This is a genomic window from Pseudomonas sp. SZ40 (assembly GCF_052958135.1).
Window position 1 is genome coordinate 16,632 of the sequence record NZ_JBQWIF010000036.1, and the last position, 22,514, is coordinate 39,145.

Consider the following 22,514-nt stretch of genomic DNA (forward strand, 5'->3'; position numbering starts at 1 on the left):
AACCGGTGGCCACCGAGGCGTATTGAAGAAAACACGCATGGCCCGCAGAGTGGCTGCAGGGAAAGGCGGGCAAAAAAAACCGCGGCCAGGCCGCGGTTTCTTCATGTCGCCATCGGTTTCAATGGGCCAGCAACGAACCGCCCTTCTTGCCTGCGAGCTTCTCCGGCTTGATCAGGAAGTGCGCCAGCGCAGGCAGCAGCCACAAGGCGCCGAACATGTTGACGATGAACATGAAGGTCAGCATCAGGCCCATGTCGGCCTGGAACTTGATCGCCGAGAACATCCAGGTCGCCACGCCGATGGCCAGGCACAGCCCGGTGAACAGCACCGCCTTGCCGGTGGAGCGCAGGGTCTGGTAGTAGGCTTCCTGCAACGGCAAGCCAGCCCGCAGGAAGGTTTCCAGGCGACTGTAGATGTAGATGCCGTAGTCCACGCCGATCCCCACGCCCAGTGCGATCACCGGCAAGGTCGCGACCTTCACGCCGATACCCAGGAACGCCATCAGGGCGTTGCCGAGGATCGAGGTGAGGATCAGCGGCAGCACGATGCACACGGTGGCGGCGAACGAGCGGAAGGTGATCATGCACATGATGCCGACGCACAGGTACACCAAGACCAGGATAAGCAGCTCCGAGGTGCTGATCACTTCGTTGGTCGCGGCCTCGATACCGGCGTTACCGGCAGCCAGCAGGAACTCCACGTTTTCGGACTTATGCTCCTCGACGAAACCTTCTACCGCCGCCACTGCGCGCTTCAGCGTCTCGGCCTTGTGGTCCTGAAGGAACACCAGCACCGGTGCCACCGAGCAGTCGGCGTTGTACAGGCCGTCAGCGCGGGCGATGGAGTTGTTGAGCACGTCCTGATTGCGCGACAGGGTTTCCCATTTCAGGTTGCCCTCGTTCATGCCCTTGATCAGTTGCCGCGACACGCTGACCATGGAGATCGCCGACTGCACACCGGGCGTGTTGTCCATCGTCCACATCAGCTCGTCCATGGCCGCCAGGGCTTCGTAGGTCGAACAGCCTTCCGGCGCGGTCTTGACCATCACCACCAGCACATCGGAGCTGGTGGAGTAGTTGCGGATCACGAAATCGTTGTCGAGGTTGTAGCGCGAATCCGGACGCAGCTCGGGCGCGCCCTGATCGAGGTCGCCGACCTGCAGGTTCTGCTGCTGGTACCAGAAGCCGCCGATACCGGCGAACAGGGCCAACGCCACGGAAACCGGCGCGACCCTGGAACTGGCGAAGTTCGACAGCAGACGCCAGAACGGATGCTCACTCACCGCGTCACGCTTGCTGCGCTCCACGGCCTTCTTGCTGATGCCGATATAGGAAATCGCCACTGGCAGCAGGATCAGGTTGGTGAAGACGATGACCGCGACACCGATGGACGCGCCGATGGCCAGTTCACGGATCACGCCGATATCGATCAGCAACAGGGTGATGAAGCCGACGGCGTCGGCGAGGATGGCGATCATTCCCGGCAGGAACAGCTGCCGGAACGTCAGCCGCGCTGCGGTCAGCGCATCTTCGCAGCCGCCGGATTGCAGGGCGATGCCGTTGATCTTCTGCACGCCGTGGGAAATACCGATGGCGAAGATCAGGAACGGCACCAGCATGGAATACGGATCGAGGCCGAAGCCGACCGAGTGCATCATGCCCAGTTGCCAGACCACCGCCACCAGGGTGGTGATCAGCACCGCGATGGTGCTGCGGATGCACCAGGTGAACCAGTACAGCAGCACGAAGGTGATCAGCAGCGCCACGCCGAAGAACAGTGCCACCATGACCAGGCCATCGATCAGGTCACCGACCTTCTTGGCGAAGCCGATGATGTGCACCTGCACGTCGGGATTCTGCGCCTGGTACTTGCTGCGGATCTTCTCTTCCAGCTGGTGCGAGAACTCCTGGTAGTCGAGCTTGATCAAGCGGCCCTGGTCCTGGGGGTCCGGGTAGGACTCGAGCAGCGGCACATCGATGATGCTGGACTTGAAGTTGTTCGCCACCAGGCGACCGATCTGCCCGGACTTGAGCACGTTGCTGCGCAGTTCCTCGAGGCTCTGCGGGCTGCCGTCGTAGGTCTGCGGGATCACCTCGCCACCGGCGAAGCCCTCTTCGGTGACTTCGGTCCAGCGCACGCTGGGGCTCCACAGCGACTTCAGCCCGGAGCGGTCGACACCTGGAATGTAGAACACTTCGTCGTTGATCAGACGCAGCGTCTCCATGTACTCCTTGCTGAAGATGTCGCCATTCTTGGCCTCCACGGAAATACGCACGGTATTGCCCAGGTTGGCCAGGTCGTTGCGGTGTTCCATCATGTTCTGAATGAACGGATGGCTCAGCGGGATCATCTTCTCGAAGCTGGTCGACGGCCTGACCTGAGTGGCCTGGAAGAACAGAAACACGCTGACCAGCAGGCAGATCAGGATCACCGCCGGCCGGTTGTTGAAGATCAGGCGCTCAAGCAGGCTAGCCTTGTCTTGGTGATGGTTACTCATCGAACACTACCCCAGCTTGTTATTGTTGGCCTGGATTGGCACCGGTCGACGAGGTCAGGCGTACGCCGCCCTGCCCGACCAGAATCAGCTTGCCATCGGCACCTGCGGTCACGCCCGCCAGCGACACCCGATCCGGGCGATTGAACACGCTGAAGCTGTGGCCGCGATCGCTGCTGGTTAGCACGCTGCCGCCATGCCCGACCACCACGATACTGCCGTTATCGAGCAAGGCCGCGCTGGCCAGGCCAAACTCCAGGGTGCCGCCGCTGGCGGTAGCCAACGGGATCTGCTGCCAACTGTCACCGCCGTCGGTGGACTGGAACAGGTGCCCGCGCAGGCCATAGACCAGCAGGCCGCGGGGCTCGCCGGTGGCCAGCACGCCGAACAGCGACCCCTGGTACGGGCCCTCCAGAGTCTCCCAGGTTTCGCCGCCATCGACGGAGCGAAACAGACTGCCCATCTCGCCGACGATGAACAGACCGGTGTCCTTCACCTCGGCGATGCCGTTGAGGTGATAGGCGTCCTCGTTGTCGAGACGGTCGCTGACATCTTCCCAGGTGGCGCCACCATCGCTGGTTTGCAGCAGCGCCCCGTAGGCGCCGATGGCGAAGCCGTGTTGCAGATCCTTGAACCAGACGTCGAGCAACGGCGCCTCGCGCTGCAGGTCCTCGAACTGCTTGACCCAGGTGGCACCGCCATCGGTGGTCGCCAATACCAGGGCGTCGTGACCGACCGCCCAGCCGTGCTTGTCATCGACGAAGAACACCGCAGTGAGCATCTGCCGGGTCGGTACCTTGGCCTGCTCCCAGCTCGTGCCATCGTTATCGGAATAGAGGATGTGGCCGCGCTCACCGACCGCCACCAGGCGTTTGCCAGCGTGAGCGATATCGAGCAACAGGCTGGACACGGCCTTTGCCGAAGGTACCGAATAGCTGACGGCCTCGTCAGGGGCTTGCGCCTGCACGAGCGGCGCGGCGGCCACCAGCAGCGCGCACAGCGATAGTGCCTGCAGCACCGGCTGCACGCTTTTCCCGCCCCTGATGCGCCGCAAAATGGGCTCACTCATACAAAACTCCCCCTTCTTCTTGTTATTGCCAGCGCCTGTGAAGCGACGCTCATGCTAGCGGCCTTTGCGGATCCAAAATCCACTGTTTTGTAAGAAAAAGCCCGCGTTATCGATCGCGCGAATGACAGCCGCGCAGTCGATCGCGCCATCAACTCAGCGAGTCCCGCGGCGGCGCAGCGCTGCCGGCGTGAAGTAGCCATCATCGACGGCAGGCTGACTGAAGTCGATGGTATTGGCTTCTTCGTTATCCAGATTCTGTACGTGGTAGCGACGCGCCTGCAGATCGTGGAAGACATCCAGCGCAGACCAGGTAGTCGGCAGCTCATAGTAGTTCTTCAGATATGCCAGAGACACGCGCCACAATTCCCCCCGACCATCGTACTGATCGACCACCGCAGCCTGCCAGCTGTCTTCGTCGAGATACAGGGTTCGCTTGGAATAGATGTGCCGGGCGCCGGGCTTGAGCGTGCCCTCCACGACCCACACCCGGTGCAGTTCATTGCGGGTGAAAGCCGGATTGAGGTGACCGACCTGCAGCAGATCCTCGTATTTGACCTGCGGGCTGGTGACCTTGTAGTTGTTGTAGGGGATGTAGATTTCCTTCTTGCCGACCAGCTTCCAGTCGTAACGATCCGGAGCGCCGTTGAACATGTCGGTGTCATCGGCGGTACGCAGGCCATCGGCTGCGGAGATCGGCGTGTCATAGGCGAGATTAGGTGCTCGCCGCACACGGCGCTGACCGGCGTTGTACCCCCAGGCCTGACGCGGCTCCTTGACCTGATCGAGGGTCTCGTGGACCAACACCGCGCCACCGGCCAGACGCGCCGGGCTGCGGGTGAACGACAGGTAGTAGAAGAGGATGTTGTTCAGGTTGGCGTAACTGCCCTTGGGGTCGTAGAACTTGAACATCGCTTCCTGCTGCGAGGTGACCAGCGAGTAGGAGCCATTGCGCTGCACCGCCACTTCCGAGGCACGCCGTACGATGTAGGTACCGCGATAACGGGCGATGTGGTTCCACAGCGCCTCGACACCGCTCTGCGGGATCGGGAACGGGATGCCACCGTAGGCATCGGCGAAGCCGTTGCCGCCGTCGAGCAGCTTGGCGCTGAGCGCGTTCTTCGCCGTGTTGTCGTAGACCCACTGCGGCGCCGAACCGGAACGGCGACTGGTGTACACCGGCATCTGGTAGGTATCCGGGTAAGCTTCGAACAGTGCGATCTGCCCAGGTGTGAGGTTGTCCCGGTACTGCTGCAGGTTGGCCTTGGTGATGGTGAACAGCGGCTTGTCGTTCGCGAAAGGATCGACATGGTGCTTGCCCGAGCCTTGATAACCAGCCGGTGCCTGGGTGATCCCGCCTGTCCAGGCCGGAATGGTGCCCGCTGCGTTGCCGGCCTTCTCGCCGCCAAGTGGCATCAGGCTGGTGCCCAGCCTGGCCGCATCCTGAGGCGAAACAGCCGCCTGGGCGTTACCGGCCAGCAGCACCAGCGCGACTGCGACGCCTTTGAGGTTCAGCATCCTGTATCTCCGTGATCAGAAGGAGTATTTGACGTTGACGCCGACATTGTCGCGGTCGCGCACGGCGTTGTTGTTACCGCCACCGGAAAACTCGGTGTACTGCAGCTCGGCTTCCAGGCTGTTCATGTAGTTGGCCTTCATGCCGAGGGTGTAAGCCTTGCGGCCTTCGACGAAATTACCGGTCTGGTAGGAGTTGCCCTCGAAGTCATCCTTGTAGACGACGAAGGGCGACAGATTGACCCCGGCCACGACGTCGTTCCAGGTGCCGGACAGCACCAGGGTGTAACCATAGGCGTTCTTGTTGACCTGATAACTGCGGCCATAACCGAACGCGTAGGAGGAATCACCACGCCCGGCGTAGTAGCGGGTCGAGCCATCGTAGGCGGTGTACTTCAGGTCGCTGCCGCGCAGGTGCTCGGAGGCCAGTTCGGCCACGCCGGTCAGCGCATCGAACCCCAGCGACGGGCCGAAGTTGTAGATGCTGCCCAGCGAGGCGTTGTAGGCCTCGACACGCTCGTAGTTGTGGATCTGCTCGCCAAGCTGCAGAGCGTTGCCACCGATATTCACCTGCTGGCCTTGCACCACTTGCGGCGCCTGACGCAGCAGATCGCCGAGCAGGTCGTTGGTGGCGGCGACACCGATCGGCAGGTTCGGCCGATAGGACAGCTCACCGAACAGCGAGGCATTGCCCAGGGTGGTATTGAAGCTGAAGCCGTACATGCGGATATCTTCGACGTACTCGCGGCGGGCGTTGATGCTGTTGGCGACGTCGATGGTGGCAATCCCGCCCACGGCACTGGAGAGTGCATTGCGGTAGGCATTGGCCAGGCCACCGGTAGGATCGGCCGCGATGGCGCCCTGCAGCTGGGGCACCGTCAGCCCGACCGCGCTGGCTACCGACTGCTGGATGGCCGGCGTTGCAGCCGCCTGAATGGCCGCGAGATTCAGCCCGGGATAGCTGCCCAGATCGGCCGCAGCGGTCGGCTCCTTGGCGTGGTAATTGACGAAGTAGAAACCGAACTCGGTCGAGTTCAACTGCTCGGCGATATAGCGAAAGGCCACGCCGAACTGCCCATCGTTCCTGGCATTGATGTCCTTGCCGATGGACGCCACCTTGATGTAACCGTTGCCGTCGATGTTGCGACCACCCTGCAGACCACCCGTGGCGCCCAGGCCACCATACAACCCGGCCAGCGGAAGCAGCGCCGGCAGGCGGGAATAGGCGGTATTGCCGCCCTCGGCGAACAGGTCGGTCTCGGAGAAGTAGCTGCCCACGGGGTCGATGGCGGTTTCCTTCCAGTTGAACTGGTAGAAGGTCTCCATCGACAGGTTGTCGGTCAGGCCGATATTGAAACTGACCGCCTCGACGGGGATCAGCACTTCCTTGATCTCCGAACCTGGTAGACGGAAGCGCGCTCCGTCCACCGGGTTGCTGGTGTTCACGCCACCGCGATAGAACACGCCCTCGCCCCAGTTGAACACCTGCCGGCCCAGACGCGCACTGACCGGACGCTCAGCGACATCCCAGTTGCCATACACGTAGGCATCGAGAATCTGCGCATCGCGTCCGGCCTTGTGCCGAGTATCGCGAGTGAAGCTGTCATCGTTGGGGAAGTTCTGGCTCGGCTGAGTGGGCCTGTTACCGCTGTTGAAGTCGTTGCGCTTGTCCATGATCCGGGTGTCATAGAACGCCGTGCCACGCACGAAGAGGCCGTAGTTCTGGTAATTCATTTCCAGGTCGGAGGTGATCTTGAACACCTCGGAAACCAGCCCGGTATCGAAATTGCGATTGCCGTCGTTGACGTTGACGTCGTCGTTGCTTCTGCTCTGCCCCTGCACACGCCACAGCTGCCCGTAGGACAGCGTGGTGTCGAGCGAGCCGCTGATTTCGTTGTCGACGAAGCTGAACTCCGCCGCCTGTACGGGCACCGTGACCAGCAGCGGTAACACGCTGGCCAGGGCATAACCCGCCTTCGCCGGCACCAGGCGCAAGGCCGGCTCAAAGGACTTGATACGCATTGAATCTCTACTCCGCTGACAGACAGTCGTTGTTCTATCCGGCCCGTTTTCGGTGGGCCTGGCGGACACCTTGCTGGGGCGTCCTGTCATTGCGCTGAACTGGCTGACGTCACTGCCCCATGCAGTGCAACCTTGGTGCCAATTCAAACGATCGTATTAGCCGAAAGTGCTTTTCCAGAGCAGCTCCGTAGCGTCTTTTTATGACTGGTCGTCCACTGACCAATAGCCCTCGATTAGCGCCTTTTCGAACGCCCTCCTCCCCAGAAAGCGCTGCGAAGCGCACACAGCTCCACGCATTCGTCAATCGACGGCGCCGGATATTAAGTGTGTCGACTTATAAGAAGGTAACTTTCGATACCGACAGGTAACGAAAAAACGTTACTGCGGGAACGAACGGTAACATTCGGCCCGATGATGCGCGTTAAATCAAGTCAAACCGCTCTAGAACGAACTTTTCAGACCTTCGGAGGGTTTCTGCTGGCTGCTGAACTGCACCCAAGCAGGATGGAGGGCCGGCACGCTGATGAATGCCGGCACAATGGCGAGGGGCACGAGAGCGGTCAGGCCACCATCGCATCACCCGCAAGCGGGCTCCTACACACGGAGCCCGTAGGAGCCCGCTTGCGGGCGAATTACGTGAACAACGCAGATATCGCATCAAAGCCACCCTCTTCGCGCCGAGGGCCACCGTGACCAACCCGCCCCTGTAGGAGCCCGCTTGCGGGCGAATCGCGGGGACAACGCAGATACCGCAGCAAGGCCACTCTCTTCGCGCCGAGGGCGACGCTCCCACACCACCGTGACCAACCCGCCCCTGTAGGAGCCCGCTTGCGGGCGAATTGCGGAGACAACGCAGATATCGCATCAAGGCCGCTATCGCATCGCGCCGAGGGCGACGCTCCTACACCACCGTGACCAGCCCTCCCCTGTGGGAGCCCGCTTACGGGCGAGTCGCGGGGACAACGCAGATACCGCATCAAGGCCACCCTCTTCGCGCCGAGGGCGACGCTCCTACACCACCGTGACCAACCCGCCCCTGTAGGAGCCCGCTTGCGGGCGAATCGCGTGAACAACGCATATATCGCATCAAGGCCGCTATCGCATCGCACCGGGGGCGACGCTCCTACGGGGATACTCCTCAGGCCAGGCTCTTGCTCACCACCTCGTAAACATCCGCCGACAGCTCACCGGAGGCGAGAATGCGCTCCAGCTCCGCTTTCATCAGCGCCTGGCGCTCGCTGCCATACTTGCGCCAGCGGGTCAGCGGTGCCAGCAGGCGCGACGCGATCTGCGGGTTGAGGGCGTTGAGCACGATCACCTGATCGGCGAGGAAGCGATAACCGCTGCCATCGGCGGCATGGAAGTTGACCAGGTTCTGGCCGGCGAATGCGCCGATCAGCGCACGTACCTTGTTGGGGTTCTTCAGGGTGAACGCCGGGTGCTCCATCAACGCCTGCACGCGCGCCAAGCCACCTGGCAAGGTGCTGGCCGCCTGGACGCTGAACCACTGATCCATGACCAGGGCGTTATCCTTGAAGTGCTCGGCGAAGGCCGCCAGGGCCTTGCTGCGCTCAGCCTCGAACGGTGAATTGACCAGCACGGCCAGGGCGGTGAGGCGCTCGGTCATGTTGTCGCACGCCTCGTACTGCTCCAGCGTCGCCGCCAGCACCTCGGGCTTGCCGGTCAGCATCAGGTACGACAGCGCGATGTTCTGCAGGGCGCGACGAGCGAAATGCTCGGCCTCGGCCACGTAAGGCGTCGTGCGCGATACCTCGCGGTTGGCTTGATAACGCTGCCACAGCGGCTCGAACAAGGCTTCGGCCAGTTGCTGGCGAGCGAATTCACGCGCGCCGTGGATGGCGTCGACATCGGCCACGTCGCTGATCTCGGTGAGGTAGGCCTCGCCTGGCAGCGAGAGCATCTCGGCGACCATGGCCTGATCCAGCGAGCCATCCTGCAACAGGGTGCGCAGTGCGCTGACCAGCCGCTGATCGAGCTCCAGCGTCTCGCCGCGCTGGTGCTGGCCGATCAGCTCCTGCAGCACCTGCACGCTGAGCTGCTGACCCGCCTCCCAGCGATTGAAACCATCGCTGTCGTGCTGCATCAGGAACATCAGTTGATCGCGGTCGTACGGGAAACTCAGCTTGACCGGTGCACTGAAGCCACGCAGCAGCGAAGGCAAGGGTTTTTCGGCGATATCGACGAAAGTGAACGATTGCTGCGCTTCGGTCACCGACAGCACGCGGCTACCAGCAGCGGCAGCGGCCTCGCCCTGCAGGCGCAGTGGCAGGTCGTCGCCCTGGGCATCGAGCAGCCCCAACTCGACCGGAATCACGAAGGGCAACTTGTCGCTCTCGCGCTGCCCTGGAGTGGCCGGGCAGCTCTGGGTGAAGGTCAGGGTATAGGTTTTCGCGGCAGCGTCGTAACGCTCGGCGACGGCCAGGCGCGGGGTGCCCGATTGGGTGTACCAGCGCTTGAACTGGGTCAGGTCGATGCCGCTGGCATCTTCCATGGCCTTGACGAAGTCGTCGCAGGTCACGGCCTGGCCATCGTGGCGCTCGAAGTACAGATCCGATCCCTTGCGGAAGGCTTCTTCGCCCAGCAGGGTGTGGATCATGCGCAGGACTTCGGAACCCTTCTCGTAGATGGTCAGGGTGTAGAAGTTGGAGATCTCCATGTACGCATCCGGGCGCACCGGGTGGGCCATGGGGCCTGCATCCTCGGCGAACTGATGGGTACGCAGGTAGGCCACGTCCTGGATGCGCTTGACCGTCGCCGAGTTCATGTCGGCGGAGAACGCTGCGTCACGGAACACCGTGAAGCCTTCCTTGAGCGACAGCTGGAACCAGTCACGGCAGGTTACCCGGTTGCCCGACCAGTTATGGAAATACTCGTGGGCGACGATCGCCTCGACCCGCTGGTGCGCGGCATCGGTGGCGGTTTCCGCGCGGGCCAGCACGGCGCTGGAGTTGAAGATGTTGAGGCCCTTGTTCTCCATGGCGCCCATGTTGAAGTCGTTGACCGCGACGATCATGAAGATGTCCAGGTCGTACTCGCGACCGTAGACCTCTTCATCCCACTTCATGGACTTCTTCAGGCTGTCCATGGCGTGCTGCACCTTGTCGATGTTTTCCGGCTCGACATAAATGCGCAGCGTCACTTCGCGGCTGCTCACGGTGGTGAACTTGTCTTCCACGCACCAGAGATCACCGGCGACCAGAGCGAACAGATAGGCCGGCTTCTTGAACGGGTCTTCCCAGGTCGCCCAGTGCCGACCGTCGTCTTCCTGGCCGCTGGCCACCGGGTTGCCGTTGGACAGCAGGATCGGATACTTCTGCTTGTCGCCGCTCACCGTGGTGGTGAAGCTGCTCATCACGTCCGGGCGGTCGAGGTAGTAGGTAATCTTGCGGAAGCCTTCGGCCTCGCACTGGGTGCAGAACATGCCGCTGGACTTGTACAGCCCTTCCAGCGCGGTGTTGCTTTCCGGGTGGATACGCACGCTGCTGTCGACGACGAAGCTGGCCTGGGTCGGCTGCAGGGTCAGGTGACTGTCGGTGAGCGTGTAGTCGGTGGCGCTCAGCGCGCGATCATCGAGCTTGAGTTCAAGCAGCTCCAGCTGCTGACCATCGAGGGTCAGCACGGGCAGATCGGCCGACAGCGCCGGGTTGCGACGCATCACCAACTGGGCGTGGACCAGGGTGTGATCCTCGAACAGCTCGAAGGTCAGGTGAGTTTCGTCGATCAGGTAATCCGGCGCCTGATAGTCCTTCAGGTAGATGGTCTTCGATTGCTCGGTGCGCATGGGAACCTCTTCGATGCCACGCCCATTGGCGTGACAGACAGGTGAATGGCGTCAGCAGCGCCTGCCGGTCAGGCGGCGCAGCTGGCTGCGATCTGGTAAGCGGTGTACTTGCGGATATTGATCACGCCGGTATCGAACATCAGGTACTGGCCCTTGATGCCGAGCAGTGTGCCTTCGGCGACGGGATTCTTGTCCAGGTTGAAGCTGGTGATCTTGGCCGGATAGCCCTCGATCGGGTAACGGATATCGACCACCGACTGCTCGTTCAACGGCAGCACGGCCTGCAGGCCGAAACGCTGCTGCAGCGCATCGATGCCTTCGGCGCAGGCATGGAAGATCTGTTCGCGCACGGCGAGCAGGTCGACCGGCGTCGCATCGCCCTTGAGCAACGCGCGCCAATTGGTCTTGTCGGCCACCTGGCTGCGCAGCAGGTCTTCGACGAAACCGGACTGCTGGCGAGTGGCCACGCGCATGATCGGCAGCGCCTGGGTGGCCCCCTGATCGATCCAGCGCGTGGGGATCTGCGTGGCGCGGGTGATGCCCACCTTGATGCCCGACGAGTTGGCCAGGTAGACCACATGATCGGTCATGCAGAACTGCTCGCCCCACCCCGGATCCCGGCAGGTACCGGCGTCGTAGTGGCAGCGTTCCGGGCTCATGATGCACAGGTCGCACTGGGCGAGTTTCTGCATGCAGGGGTAGCAATAACCCTGACTGAAACTGGTCTTGGTTCTGCGCCCGCAATGGCTGCAATGAATCGCGCCAAGAAACTCCAGGCGCACGGTCTTGCCGATCATCGGATTGACGGCGATCCGCTCGTCACCCAGACGAAAGGCGTACTGCACTGGCGCATCGAGCTGGGTGGCCATCTTGCTCAGGGCGCCACGGGCTACTTCAACCATCAGTGCAGGGTTTCCGAGGACTTGTAGAGCAGGTTCGGGATCGGCTCGGACTTCGAGGAACACTCGGAGGTGCCCATGTAGCCAGTGCGCTGATCCTCGGGCAGGTTCTCGATCTCCCAAGCGATCATCGCCTGCAGGCTCAGTTCCTTCTGCTCCTGAGTCAGCTTGCGGCCGTCCGGCCACTTGCCGATCTCCACGGCCAGCTTGAGGCTTTCATACACGTCCGGGGTGATGTTGCGGATCAATTCGACGAAGGAGGACATGGCTGGCTCCAGGCTCAAAAAGTCACATATTACCGGGCCACATGCTTCGGCGCACGGGCATTGATCGAAACAGCGCATATCGCGCGGCGGATGCGATTGCCAGTGGTGAAGTCAAATGACAAAATGATAATAGTTTTCACTATCAAGTGACCTTCCCAGCATGCTTCCTGCCAACTCCAGCAATCGGACGGCGATGCTTCACAATCTGTTCGGCGAGCACCATGGCTGGTTGTTCGAGCGCCTGCGCGCTCGTCTTGGCTGCCGCCACGACGCTGCGGACATGGCCGCCGAAACCTTCGCTCAGGTTGTCGCCATGCGCGATCAGCGAAAGATCCACGAACCACGTGCACTGCTGACAACCATTGCCAAACGCCTGGTATTCGCCAGTTGGCGGCGCCGCGACCTCGAACGTGCCTACCTGGCGGCATTGACCGCCGAGCCGGAGCGCCTGGCCCCTTCTGCTGAGGATCACTACCTGCTGCTGGAAACGCTTGTCGAGATCGATCGGCTTCTCGACGGGCTTTCCAGCAAGGCTCGCGCCGCCTTTTTATGCAGCCAGCTGGATGGCCTGACCTACGCACAGATTGCAGTGGAGCTTGGCGTGTCCGTCACGCGGGTGCATCAGTACATCGTTCAGGGGCTCAGGGCCTGCTACGGTGCCGAGACGTGAGCCCACTGATAGAGCAAGCCATCGAGTGGCACGCACGGCAGAGTTCGGGCAACTTCGGCGATGACGAGCACACACGTTTCCAGCAGTGGCTGAGTGCCAATCCTGCTCACACCGACGCCTGGAATGCCCTACAACAGCGACTTGGTAAAACGCTGCTACCACTGAAGGCTGCGCCAGCCAGACAAGCGCTGAACACGCCGAACCTGAGCCGCCGCAACCTGCTACGCGGCACGCTGGCAATCAGCACGATGGCTGTCGGCGCCCACCTGCTCGGCAAACCTGGCATGCCGCTGAACAACTGGAACGCCGACCTTCGTACGCAAACCGCCGAGCGCCAGCGGATCGAATTGCCAAGTGCCTGGCTGACACTCAATGCACAGAGCGCCGTCGACCTCGACCTTTCCGGTGAGCGACACCTTGTTCGCCTGCATCAAGGCAGCCTGGTCATCGACACGCAAGGTGGAGAACTGAGCCCCATGACTCTAGCGAGTCGCTTTGGGGAGATCCAGCTGGCGGACGGGCGCTGCGTGCTGGAGCTGCACGATGATTTCGCTCGTGCCTGCCTACTGCGTGGCAGCGCAAGCATTGCCGGGCGCCCCCTGCTGCCAGGGCAACAAGTGCACATGCTCGCCAATGGCGTGACAGGGATGCGACCTTTCGTGGGAGCCCCAGATGCCTGGGTCAACGGTTTCTTGCAAGCGCACGACTGGACGCTGGGCCAGTTGATCGACCAACTGCGCCCCTATCACCGAGGCATGCTGCAGCTTTCCCAAAATGCAGCACATCTACGTATCTCCGGCGTATTCAATCTGGATAACAGCGCCCAGGCGCTGGCTGCCTTGGCGGACATCCTGCCGGTACGCGTCCATAGCTACCTCGGCGTATGGACGCGTATCGAGCATGTCTAGGGTCTGTTGACGTGTCAGCACGGCCGCGCCAGGCCCTACGGGCTGCGCGGAAACGTCAACAGACTCTAGGTGCAGCGAATTAATTTTCACCCACGCCTGAAAAAAACTCCGACTCATCGCACATACCCGTAAAGAACTCTGGCGAAAGCGATCGCCAGGGGTGTTTCCTGCGACTCGGAGCTCTGGATCACCATGCCTCATCAGTCTTGCTTGCCGTTCTTCATCACCGCTTTCGTGGTCGCCATGCATGGCAATGCCAGTGCATCGCAGCAGCGCCATGATTTCGCACTGTCGGCGGCACCGCTGGCCGCTACGCTGATCGAAATCGGCCAACGCAGTGGCCAGCAGATACTGTTCATCCCTGCGGACGTCGATGGCCATCAGGCCGCTCCCGTACATGGCTCGTTCAGCGCCAGCGAAGCAGTACAGCAGGCCCTGCGTGGCAGCGGTCTTGAAGTACGTGCCACCAGTGGCGGAACGCTCAGCGTGCAGCCGGCCCCACAAAACGGATCGATGACCCTCGATGCCACCCGCGTCGACTCCACGATTGCCAGTGAACGCACGGGCGCACCCTTTTCCGGCTATGTCGCCCAGCGAGGCGGCTCGGCCACCAAGACCGATGCATCGCTGCTCGAGACGCCACAGTCGATTTCGGTAGTAACCCGCGACGAAATGAACGACCGCAAGGGCGATAACCTTTCCGATGCACTGAAATACACCGCTGGCTTCAGCAGCCAGCCAAGTGGTTTCAGCCGTACCGCGGACGACTTCACCTTGCGCGGCTTCAACGTGGGCGCGGGCACCGGCGGTATTCTGCGCGACGGCATGAAACTGCAGGCCAACCCCTACGACGGCAGCATCGAAGCCTACGGCGTGGAGCGGGTAGAAGTGCTCAAAGGGGCCTCATCCGTGCTTTATGGGCAACTGTCGCCGGGTGGACTGATCAACACCATCAGCAAGCGCCCGACCAGCGAACCGCTGCATGAAGTGGGTATCGAAATCGGCAACTACGACCGTCGCCAGTACACCTTCGACCTAGGCGGCCCGCTGGACGATCAGGGCCAGTTCAGCTACCGCCTCACCGGTCTGTGGCGCGACAGCAATACGCAGGTCGATCATATCGACGACGACCGCCGCTACATCGCGCCCGCCTTGACCTGGCGTCCCAACGAGGACAGCTCGCTCACCATTCTGGCCAGTCATCAGGAAACCTTCACCGGCTTCGCCCCGCCGACGGCCTACACCATGACCACCTACAGCGATACGCCGGGCTACAAGATAGGTCGCGACGACTTCGTTGGCGAACCCGGCTACGACCATTTCAACAACCGTATGGACACGCTCGGGTACCTGTTCGAGCACCATTTCAACGACCACCTGCAAGTGAACCACAGCCTGCGCTATTTCCAGGCCAACACCGACTGGGACTACCTGATTCCACAAGCCATCGTCGGCAGTCAGTTACTGCGCCGCTACAGCGAACGTGACGAGCGCTCCACCGGCTGGACCACCGACAACAACCTGCAATACACGCTGGACAGTGGCCGCTGGCAACACAGCTTATTGGTGGGGGTGGACTACTACCACAAGACATACGACTCCCACCGCCATATCAGCGCCTCCCTGGCGCAACTGGCACCGCCGCTGGATCTCGCCAACCCGATCCATACCGGCTACGGCGAAAACACCGCCGCCGAAAGCGGCTCCGATCTGCACAGCGCGCAGAAGGGCCTCTACCTGCAGGATCAGATCAGGTTCGACGACAAGTGGCTGCTCCTGCTGGGCGCCCGTCAGGACTGGGCGGAAAGCCGCACCACTACCTTCGCGACCGAGGCACGTGCTACCCGCAACGACAAGAAAGCCACCGGCCGTATTGGTTTGGTCTACATGGCGGACAACGGCGTGGCGCCTTACGCCAGTTACAGCCAGTCGTTTCAGCCGGCCAATGTCAGCAATCCAGCCGCTGGCAATGCCTTCGCGCCGCTGGAAGGCGAGCAGTATGAGGTCGGTGTGCGCTATCAACCTCCCGGCAGCCAGACGTTGATCAGTGCTGCGGTGTACCAACTGACTCAGGAAAATTCACTGAGCTTCGACGCCGCCAGCGCCACATTCGTGCAATACGGGAAAACCCGCTCCAAAGGCCTGGAACTGGAGGCCAAGACAGAGGCCAGCGACAACCTCAGCCTCACCGCCTCCTACGCCTATACCGACTCCCACGTGATCCAGGACAGCAGCGCCAGCAATGTCGGCAAACGCATCGAAGGCGTGCCTTACCACAGTGCCAGTCTGTGGGCGAGCTATCGCCTGAGCGCCCTCGGTCTGCCGCAGCTACGACTCGCAGCTGGCGCACGCTATACCGGCACCACACGCACCACACCAACGGTCTATGAAGGCAAGATCCCCGCTTACACGCTGTTCGATGCGCTGATCAGCTATGAAATCGACGACCACTGGGAAGTGGCCGCCAAGGCCCAGAACCTGGGCAACGAGAAGTACCTGTTCTGCAACACGACCTGTCGTTATGGCGATGAACGCAGCCTGATCGGCTCGCTAAGCTATCGCTGGTAAGCGCACATCAGCGGCGTCGCCGGGCCAGCAGACCGCCAATCAGCCCGGTGACGCACCCCGCGACCAGCCCACCGACATGGGCGGCATTGGCGATTGCGCCGAACTGCAGCAGCTCGAATACACCGGTCATGCAGATCAGCAGCCAGATCAGCATGCTCACCAGCACGCCCCGTGGCAGCTTGTAAGCCGCATTCGGGGCCAGCCACTGGAACAGCCAGCAGTGCCCGAGCAGACCATAAAGCACGCCTGACAACCCGCCGAACAGCGCCGGACCGCCATACAGGTATTGCGCGACGTTGGCTGCCAGGCCGAACCACAGGGTCAGGAGCAGCAGCATGAGCGCGCCCTGGCGTGCCTCGATACGTCGGCCCAGCTCCCAGTACCACAAACTGTTCATGGCCAGGTGCAGCACGCCGAAATGCAGCAGCATCGGCGTGAACACACGCCACCACTGGCCGCTGTCGACGACCTGGGCGAAGGAAGCGAAGTAGATGTACTGACCTTCGATCTGGAAGTCGACGAAGCTCAGCCAGCGCACGACATCGTAATCTTCACCGCCCCAGGTCAGCAGCGCGACCAGCACGGTCAGGGCCAGCACGACCAACGTCAGCGGGCTGCGCCGGGCCTGATCGAGAAAGCCAGGTAGCTTGCGCGCTGGCTGAACCTGCACGGGTTGCACACTGGGATCGCCCTGGGGCGCTCGGGCGTATAGCTCGCGCACCTGACCGGCGATATGTTCATCGGGCACCCAGAGCACCTGCTCATTGGACTGCTCGGCGACCCGGTGGGCGACACCCAGGTTGCGCAACAGGGTGATGAAAGGCGTCAGGTCCTCATCGAGCGGTGCACGCAAGGCGATCACCGGGCTCATCGCGGCGCCTCCGGTTTCTCGACATCGACCCAGACGAACTTGCGCGGGTCCAGACGGGTTTCCTGATCAAGGCGGTAGGCCACCAGCTTGCCGTACATCACGGCGCTGTAATCCAGACAGGCCAGGTTCGGGCGGATCGGTTCAGGGGTGCCACTGCGCCAGTAATGGCCGACGAACAGCAAGGGTTGATCGGGCCCGTACTTGAGCAACTCGGTCTTCTGCAGCTCGCTGAGCGGCATCTGCGCGACCAGATCCGGCAAGGCATCGGGCTGGAACTGCACATCGCCGTATGTCTGCGGGTTGTCTTCCCAGAACTTGGTGCGGAAGAACGAGCGGGTGAAGCCGTCACCACTGGTCATGGTCAAGCCGTCGGGCAGGCGCATGTCGGTGCCGCGCAGCAGCCGATCGAGCACGGTGCAGGCATAGCTGCCAGGCACGGCAGAGGCCTGCAGAAAATGCTCATCGATACAGCCATCCGGAAACTGCCGGCGCAGCGGTGCGATCATGCCCTCGTCCCAGCAGGCGTGCACCACGCGAAAATGACCGGCATCGAGAAACAGCGGCAGCTCGTAGAACCACGCCAGCACATCGCGCCACTCGTCAGGGTATGGCTCGAACTGCTTGAGGGTTTCGCCGATCAGCCGCCCGTGCCGCGGGGTACGCTCACGCACGTAGTCGCGGCCGCTGCCCGGCAGTGCCGGCGTCATCCAGCCGAGGGCGTTGAACTCGTGATTGCCCATGATGCACAGCGCCTCACCGGCCCGCACCATGTCGTGCACCAGGTGCACGGCCTCGCGAATGCGCGGGCCTCGATCGATCAGGTCGCCGAGGAACACCGCCATACGTTGCGGATGGCGCCAGACCCCGTTCTGACGGCGATAACCCAGGCGCTCGAGCAGGTGCACCAGAGTATTGGCGCAGCCATGGATATCACCGATCAGGTCGTAGCCGCGAGACGGGTCGAGCTGCATCAGTCGCCTCCGCCGCCGAGTCGGCTACCCCATCCCAGCTTGGTTCGGCAGATCTCGTAGTAGTTGTGATCCAGCGGGTGGATCAAGCACAGCTTCTGGGACTTCTTGCGTACCGTGATGGTGTCGCCGGGCGCGCAGGTGAAGTGGTTCTGGCCGTCACAGGACACCTGCGGGTAGAGCTGCAGATCCTTGGAGACGACGATCTTCAGCTCACTGTTGCCATCCACCACGATCGGCCGGCTGGACAGCGTGTGCGGGTACATCGGCACGATGACGATGGCGTCCAGCTTGGGGTGCATGATCGGCCCACCAGCCGACAGGGCGTAGGCAGTGGAGCCGGTCGGCGTGGCGACGATCAGACCATCGGCCTTCTGGCTGCAGACGAACTGGCCGTCGATGTACAGCTCGAACTCGATCATCCGGTTGGACTTGCCCGGGTGCAGCACCACGTCGTTGAGCGCGTCGCCCTGGCCGATCGCCTCGGAATGACGGCGCACTTCGGTTTCGAGCAGAAAGCGGTTCTCGGTGAGGTAGTTGCCTTCCAGCACCTCGGCGACCTTGGACTCCAGTTCATCCGGGCGGATATCGGTGAGAAACCCCAGATTGCCGCGGTTGATGCCGAGCACCGGCACCTTGTGCCGGGCCAGGGCGCGGCCTGCGCCGAGCATGCTGCCGTCGCCACCGACCACGATCACCAGGTCGCAGAACTCGCCCAGGTGCTTGCGGGCGGATGTCTGCAGACCATGGCCAGGCAGAACCTCGGCGATGGTGTCCTCGAGAATCACGTGCAGCTGGCGCTCGAGCAAGAACTTCTTCAGGCGGCGAATGGTGTCGAGCACCTGGGTACTGCCCAGGCGACCGATGATGCCGATATTACGAAACTGCTCCATGGGGCTCCTGCGACGCTCTGGTTCTGATGGCCCGATTATGGGTGAAACACTGCCTCAGGGCACCTCAAAAAACCACCTGCGCTGCCATCGCCCTGTCAAGAACTGGCTCAAACTGCTCACTCACCGCTCCTAAGCTGCGCTTTTTCGCCTGTTTTTGCCTTGCGCTGACCGCCTCGTCCAATTTTTCGAGATGCCCTGCAACAGCCCCCCGCACCGATCGGGGAAAAGTCCCTATGCTGCACAGATGAACGCCTTCGACACCCTCGCCGATCTCCCCCAGCGCCTGAATCAGCCAGCGGTGCGCGACCTGGCCTGGACGCTGCTTTCTGCGCCCCTGCTGGCCCACCCACACCCGACGCAGCGTCATCCGCTGACGGATGGCAAATGGGCTGCCGAGCCGGGCCTGCTGGCGGACTGGCTGCTGCGCCAGGATGAAGAGCCTGCTGCGCTGCAGACCTGGTTGTCGCGTAGCTCGGTACGCCGCCTGGGCCTCTATTACGAGCGCCTGTGGCAGTTCGCCCTGGAGGCCGCCCCAGGCATCGAGGTACTGGCCGCCAACCTGCCGATTCGCCAGCAAGGCCACACCCTGGGCGAGCTGGATCTGCTGCTGCGCGATGCCAGCGGCGTGCATCATCTGGAACTGGCCATCAAGCTGTATCTGGGCAAGGCGTCGCAACAAAGAGCGCAATGGATCGGCCCCGGCAGCCATGATCGTCTGGATATCAAGCTCGAGCATCTCGCCAGCCATCAACTGCCACTCTCGGCTCAGCCCGTGGCACGCCCTGCTCTGGATGCGCTGACCAGCGAGCCCATCGAGGCGGCCATGTGGATCGGCGGGTACCTGTTCTACCCCCATGGCCACCCCTGCCCTGCACCACCAGACGCTCACCCGCAGCACCTGCGCGGCAAGTGGCTGCACCGGCGCGACTGGCAGGCCTTCCAGGTGGAGGATGCAGCGGCCTGTTGGCAGCCGCTGCCGCGCCACGCCTGGCTGGCCCCGGCCAGGCTGCCGGTGCAGGAAGGCTGGTCGTTCGCTCGCCTGCAAAACTGGCTTGGCGAGCTGCCCACGGATGCCGAAGCGCAGTTGCTGGTGGATCTGCGCCCCGGCGTCGACGGCCACCTGCACGAGCACCAACGCCTGTTTCTGGTCGCCGATGATTGGCCACGGCTGGCTTAGCTGATCATGGCGCCGGGATCAGGGCGGCGCGGCGCCCCTGCAACCCACCGGTATGCACAAAGATCAGCCGCGTGCCGGCCTCGATCTCGCCACCTTCGATGGCCTCACGCAGGCTCATCAGCGCCTTGGCGGTATACAGGGGTTCGAGAGGCAGACCGCTCTGCGCCTCGCACTGCGCCATGAAATCCAGCAAGTCGGCATCCTGCCGCGCGAAACCGCCTCGGCAGGCAGCGAACAGCCGATAGCCCGCATCGGCCATCCCGGCCTGCGCCAGCAGGGCCTGCACCTGCGCCGGTACGCCATGATCGCGGGGCACTGCCAGTGCACCATGCACGACCCGCTGCGCGCCCTCTCCAATCACCAGCCCGGCCAGGGTGGTGCCAGTGCCCGCAGCCAGCCACCAGCCGTGATAATCGGGCCAACCCAGCGCTGGCAACTGCGCAGCCACCAGCGCGGGCAACTGCGCACAGCCCATGGCACCCGGCAAACCGCCGCCGCCCTCGGGCACCGCGCAAAAGCCGGGATAACGCGCATGCCAGTCCAGCCAGAAATCCGCACGGTGTCGATCACGGTAACCGCCGTAGCCCAACCAGTGCAGCTGCATGCCGAAGCGCTGCAGATCCACGACGGTTGGCGTGCTCTGTGGCTGCCCCCGCAGCAGGCCGACGGTGGCGAAGGAGAAACGCTGGCCAGCGGCGGCCAGTGCATGCAGATGATTGGAGTGCGCACCACCCAGGCTGATGATGCCGCGTGCGCCCTGCCTGGCAGCGGCGTGCAGATGTGGCCGGAGCTTGAACCACTTGTTGCCGCTGATCAGCGGGTCGATCAGATCCAGCCGCAATACCGCCAGCTCGACCCCTGCCAACCAGTCGAACGACAGGCGCTGCAGCGGCGCATGGGGGCGCCAGGCGCTGACGGCCGTTAGGGAAAGTGACGCCATGAACGCACGCGAGAGGCCTGGTGAAAGGGCCTGCGATTGTATCCCAGATCGGCCTCAGCCCACTGTGCGCAGGCGGGCCGCCTTGTGCGCCATGCAGCAGTTGGAGTCGCCAACCACGAAACGCCCCGGCGTCTCGATGCGCTCCACGGCAACGTCGCAACGCTGGCCATCGGCATGCAGGCCTTCGCAACGCGGGCGCTGATAGTGCTCCAGCCACTGGCGGTACAAGGCTTCGGAAACGAAGCATTTGCTCGCGGCATAGGCCAGCGGGCTGGCCAGATAACGTTCGACATCCTGCAACGGTACGGTGACGTGACCGGCGCCCGGGTGAAACACCACGAACACCACACCCTGCCCGGCCAGACGTTCCAGCACCTGATGGGCGCCACGCTGCGAGGCCTCGGCTTCACGGCGCCGGGCCTGCTCCTCCGCGCTGGCCTGGGTCGCGAGTATCCGCGCACGCAGCTCGTCGTCGAACTGTTCGCGGAGAATGTCACGCTCGGTACGTGCATGACGCTCGGCGCCACGCAGGCGGACCGCCATTTCGTCGCGCTCGCTCTGCTGAATGGCCAACTGTTCGGTGAGCTGCGACTTGAGACTGTGATTCAGCGTTTCCTGCTGCCGCACGGCCTGGCGCAGCGCCTGAATCTGCCCCTGCAGATCGGTAACCCGGGCCTCGGCCTGAGCCGCGACACGCGCCATCTCCGCCTGATGCTCCTGGCCGAGACTGGCGAGCCGCTCACGCTGCTGCTTGACCAGTTGCGCGGCCTTCTGCCGATAGTCATGGGACAGCCGCTCGGCCAGCTTTTCGGCCAGATCCCGGGATGGATCCACGGCGTACCATTGATCTTCGGAAGCCACCTGCAAGCGCTCGGGCGCTACGCTATTGGCTTCTTCTTCCTGAAGTACGATGCCCAGGCTGTTGAGCTTGACGGTGTCACGCAGCAAGGCCAGATCATTCTTGCCGGTGACCAGACTGGGATCCCACAGGTGCATCTGGTGCCAGGAAACCGGGCACTGGCTGCGGCAGGCCAGGCGAATGGGCCCGGCACCCAGGTCAGGGCCACGGCCAGCGCGCTCGGCCAGCTGCTGCAAGGGAATGTTCCAGCCGCTGTCGGGCGCGCCGCTTTCGTCGAAATCCAGATAGAAGAACACTGCGGAGCGAATCTGCAGGCGCGCATTGATCACCACGTAGGTGACGCGAACCTGCTGATCGGCGAACACCGGCATCTTCACCAGGCCATCGAGCAACGTCTCGAACTCGGTGTAGAACATCTGCTTACCGATGCTGCCGTCTTCAGCGAAGAACATCACGGCCTCGACCAGTTGCGGCTTGCTCATCGATGCTCTCCAGACGAATGACGGTTCTCGGTTCCATGTCGGCTGCAACGCCAGAGCGGCAGCCAGACAAGTCTAGGCGAGAACACCGGAACCACTGTGTGAACCGGTTGGCAG

General features: G+C 62.7%; 16 protein-coding genes. 4 read left to right on the forward strand and 12 right to left on the reverse strand.

Annotated features, from left to right (window positions below):
* Positions 1–118: 118 nt before the first annotated feature.
* The 7 genes from ACT9T4_RS21815 to ACT9T4_RS21845 all read right to left on the reverse strand — a co-directional run bounded on the left by ACT9T4_RS21815 (position 119) and on the right by ACT9T4_RS21845 (position 12,064).
* Entirely contained in the window at positions 119–2,497 is a 2,379-nt protein-coding gene (locus tag ACT9T4_RS21815) for an efflux RND transporter permease subunit (RefSeq protein WP_042552844.1), read from the reverse strand.
* 19 nt (positions 2,498–2,516) lie between these two features.
* The gene (locus ACT9T4_RS21820) at positions 2,517–3,563 is read right to left on the reverse strand and encodes a WD40/YVTN/BNR-like repeat-containing protein (protein ID WP_042552843.1); all 1,047 of its coding nucleotides are present in this window, start codon (positions 3,561–3,563) and stop codon (positions 2,517–2,519) included.
* Between the two features lie 153 nt (positions 3,564–3,716).
* Positions 3,717–5,078 carry a DUF1329 domain-containing protein gene (locus ACT9T4_RS21825; RefSeq protein WP_042552842.1) on the reverse strand — a complete coding sequence of 454 codons (1,362 nt, stop codon included), beginning with the start codon at positions 5,076–5,078 and terminating at the stop codon, positions 3,717–3,719.
* Between the two features lie 15 nt (positions 5,079–5,093).
* Complete coding sequence (locus tag ACT9T4_RS21830) at positions 5,094–7,097, reverse strand: DUF1302 domain-containing protein (RefSeq protein WP_179537826.1); 2,004 nt, start codon at positions 7,095–7,097, stop codon at positions 5,094–5,096.
* Positions 7,098–8,235: 1,138 nt separating this feature from the next.
* Positions 8,236–10,899, reverse strand: coding sequence for an aminopeptidase N (gene pepN, locus ACT9T4_RS21835; RefSeq protein WP_499118892.1), 2,664 nt, complete (start codon positions 10,897–10,899; stop codon positions 8,236–8,238).
* 68 nt (positions 10,900–10,967) lie between these two features.
* A complete protein-coding gene (locus tag ACT9T4_RS21840) occupies positions 10,968–11,801 on the reverse strand; it encodes a DUF2797 domain-containing protein (protein ID WP_042552839.1) in 834 nt (277 codons plus the stop codon).
* Positions 11,801–12,064 carry a YeaC family protein gene (locus ACT9T4_RS21845; RefSeq protein ID WP_042552838.1) on the reverse strand — a complete coding sequence of 88 codons (264 nt, stop codon included), beginning with the start codon at positions 12,062–12,064 and terminating at the stop codon, positions 11,801–11,803. The genes ACT9T4_RS21840 and ACT9T4_RS21845 overlap by 1 nt, the downstream gene beginning before the upstream one ends.
* 160 nt (positions 12,065–12,224) lie before the next feature.
* Between ACT9T4_RS21845 and ACT9T4_RS21850 the strand changes: the two genes are divergently transcribed.
* From ACT9T4_RS21850 to ACT9T4_RS21860, 3 genes are all read left to right on the forward strand, one after another.
* Positions 12,225–12,734, forward strand: a complete 510-nt coding sequence (locus tag ACT9T4_RS21850; RefSeq protein WP_499118893.1) for a sigma-70 family RNA polymerase sigma factor — start codon at positions 12,225–12,227, stop codon at positions 12,732–12,734.
* On the forward strand, positions 12,731–13,642 hold the full coding sequence (locus tag ACT9T4_RS21855; protein ID WP_499118895.1) for a DUF4880 domain-containing protein: 912 nt from the start codon (positions 12,731–12,733) through the stop codon (positions 13,640–13,642). Before ACT9T4_RS21850 ends, ACT9T4_RS21855 begins: the two co-directional genes overlap by 4 nt.
* A 192-nt stretch (positions 13,643–13,834) precedes the next feature.
* Positions 13,835–16,210 (forward strand): TonB-dependent siderophore receptor, encoded by a 2,376-nt coding sequence (locus ACT9T4_RS21860; protein WP_499118896.1) that lies wholly within the window; start codon positions 13,835–13,837, stop codon positions 16,208–16,210.
* 7 nt (positions 16,211–16,217) lie between these two features.
* Here the strand turns inward: ACT9T4_RS21860 and ACT9T4_RS21865 are convergent, their stop codons facing one another.
* Genes ACT9T4_RS21865 through ACT9T4_RS21875 form a run of 3 tightly spaced genes read right to left on the reverse strand, consistent with a single transcriptional unit; the run spans position 16,218 to position 18,942 of the window.
* Entirely contained in the window at positions 16,218–17,081 is an 864-nt protein-coding gene (locus tag ACT9T4_RS21865) for a rhomboid family intramembrane serine protease (RefSeq protein WP_499118898.1), read from the reverse strand.
* Entirely contained in the window at positions 17,078–18,052 is a 975-nt protein-coding gene (locus ACT9T4_RS21870; protein ID WP_042552834.1) for a metallophosphoesterase, read from the reverse strand. The genes ACT9T4_RS21865 and ACT9T4_RS21870 overlap by 4 nt, the downstream gene beginning before the upstream one ends.
* Positions 18,052–18,942, reverse strand: coding sequence for an NAD(+) kinase (locus tag ACT9T4_RS21875; protein WP_042552833.1), 891 nt, complete (start codon positions 18,940–18,942; stop codon positions 18,052–18,054). Before ACT9T4_RS21875 ends, ACT9T4_RS21870 begins: the two co-directional genes overlap by 1 nt.
* 244 nt (positions 18,943–19,186) lie before the next feature.
* Here ACT9T4_RS21875 and ACT9T4_RS21880 point away from each other — a divergent pair, with 244 nt between their 5' ends.
* Complete coding sequence (locus ACT9T4_RS21880; RefSeq protein ID WP_042552832.1) at positions 19,187–20,119, forward strand: DUF1853 family protein; 933 nt, start codon at positions 19,187–19,189, stop codon at positions 20,117–20,119.
* Positions 20,120–20,123: 4 nt separating this feature from the next.
* Here ACT9T4_RS21880 and ACT9T4_RS21885 read toward each other — a convergent pair whose 3' ends face one another.
* Together ACT9T4_RS21885 and ACT9T4_RS21890 are read right to left on the reverse strand one after the other, a co-directional pair.
* Entirely contained in the window at positions 20,124–21,059 is a 936-nt protein-coding gene (locus ACT9T4_RS21885; RefSeq protein ID WP_179537822.1) for a 1-aminocyclopropane-1-carboxylate deaminase/D-cysteine desulfhydrase, read from the reverse strand.
* A gap of 54 nt (positions 21,060–21,113) precedes the next feature.
* Positions 21,114–22,400, reverse strand: a complete 1,287-nt coding sequence (locus ACT9T4_RS21890) for a chromosome partitioning protein ParA (RefSeq protein ID WP_499118902.1) — start codon at positions 22,398–22,400, stop codon at positions 21,114–21,116.
* Between the last annotated feature and the right edge of the window lie 114 nt (positions 22,401–22,514).

What these genes read in the sequence shown, in the direction of transcription:
- ACT9T4_RS21875 (WP_042552833.1), bottom strand. Translation starts at nt 18,942, where the DNA reads ATGGAGCAGTTTCGTAATATCGGCATCATCGGTCGCCTGGGCAGTACC.
- ACT9T4_RS21860 (WP_499118896.1), top strand. Translation starts at nt 13,835, where the DNA reads ATGCCTCATCAGTCTTGCTTGCCGTTCTTCATCACCGCTTTCGTGGTC.
- ACT9T4_RS21845 (WP_042552838.1), bottom strand. Translation starts at nt 12,064, where the DNA reads ATGTCCTCCTTCGTCGAATTGATCCGCAACATCACCCCGGACGTGTAT.
- ACT9T4_RS21815 (WP_042552844.1), bottom strand. Translation starts at nt 2,497, where the DNA reads ATGAGTAACCATCACCAAGACAAGGCTAGCCTGCTTGAGCGCCTGATC.
- ACT9T4_RS21840 (WP_042552839.1), bottom strand. Translation starts at nt 11,801, where the DNA reads ATGGTTGAAGTAGCCCGTGGCGCCCTGAGCAAGATGGCCACCCAGCTC.
- pepN (WP_499118892.1), bottom strand. Translation starts at nt 10,899, where the DNA reads ATGCGCACCGAGCAATCGAAGACCATCTACCTGAAGGACTATCAGGCG.
- ACT9T4_RS21870 (WP_042552834.1), bottom strand. Translation starts at nt 18,052, where the DNA reads ATGCAGCTCGACCCGTCTCGCGGCTACGACCTGATCGGTGATATCCAT.
- ACT9T4_RS21885 (WP_179537822.1), bottom strand. Translation starts at nt 21,059, where the DNA reads ATGGCGTCACTTTCCCTAACGGCCGTCAGCGCCTGGCGCCCCCATGCG.
- ACT9T4_RS21850 (WP_499118893.1), top strand. Translation starts at nt 12,225, where the DNA reads ATGCTTCCTGCCAACTCCAGCAATCGGACGGCGATGCTTCACAATCTG.
- ACT9T4_RS21825 (WP_042552842.1), bottom strand. Translation starts at nt 5,078, where the DNA reads ATGCTGAACCTCAAAGGCGTCGCAGTCGCGCTGGTGCTGCTGGCCGGT.
- ACT9T4_RS21820 (WP_042552843.1), bottom strand. Translation starts at nt 3,563, where the DNA reads ATGAGTGAGCCCATTTTGCGGCGCATCAGGGGCGGGAAAAGCGTGCAG.
- ACT9T4_RS21890 (WP_499118902.1), bottom strand. Translation starts at nt 22,400, where the DNA reads ATGAGCAAGCCGCAACTGGTCGAGGCCGTGATGTTCTTCGCTGAAGAC.
- ACT9T4_RS21865 (WP_499118898.1), bottom strand. Translation starts at nt 17,081, where the DNA reads ATGAGCCCGGTGATCGCCTTGCGTGCACCGCTCGATGAGGACCTGACG.
- ACT9T4_RS21830 (WP_179537826.1), bottom strand. Translation starts at nt 7,097, where the DNA reads ATGCGTATCAAGTCCTTTGAGCCGGCCTTGCGCCTGGTGCCGGCGAAG.
- ACT9T4_RS21880 (WP_042552832.1), top strand. Translation starts at nt 19,187, where the DNA reads ATGAACGCCTTCGACACCCTCGCCGATCTCCCCCAGCGCCTGAATCAG.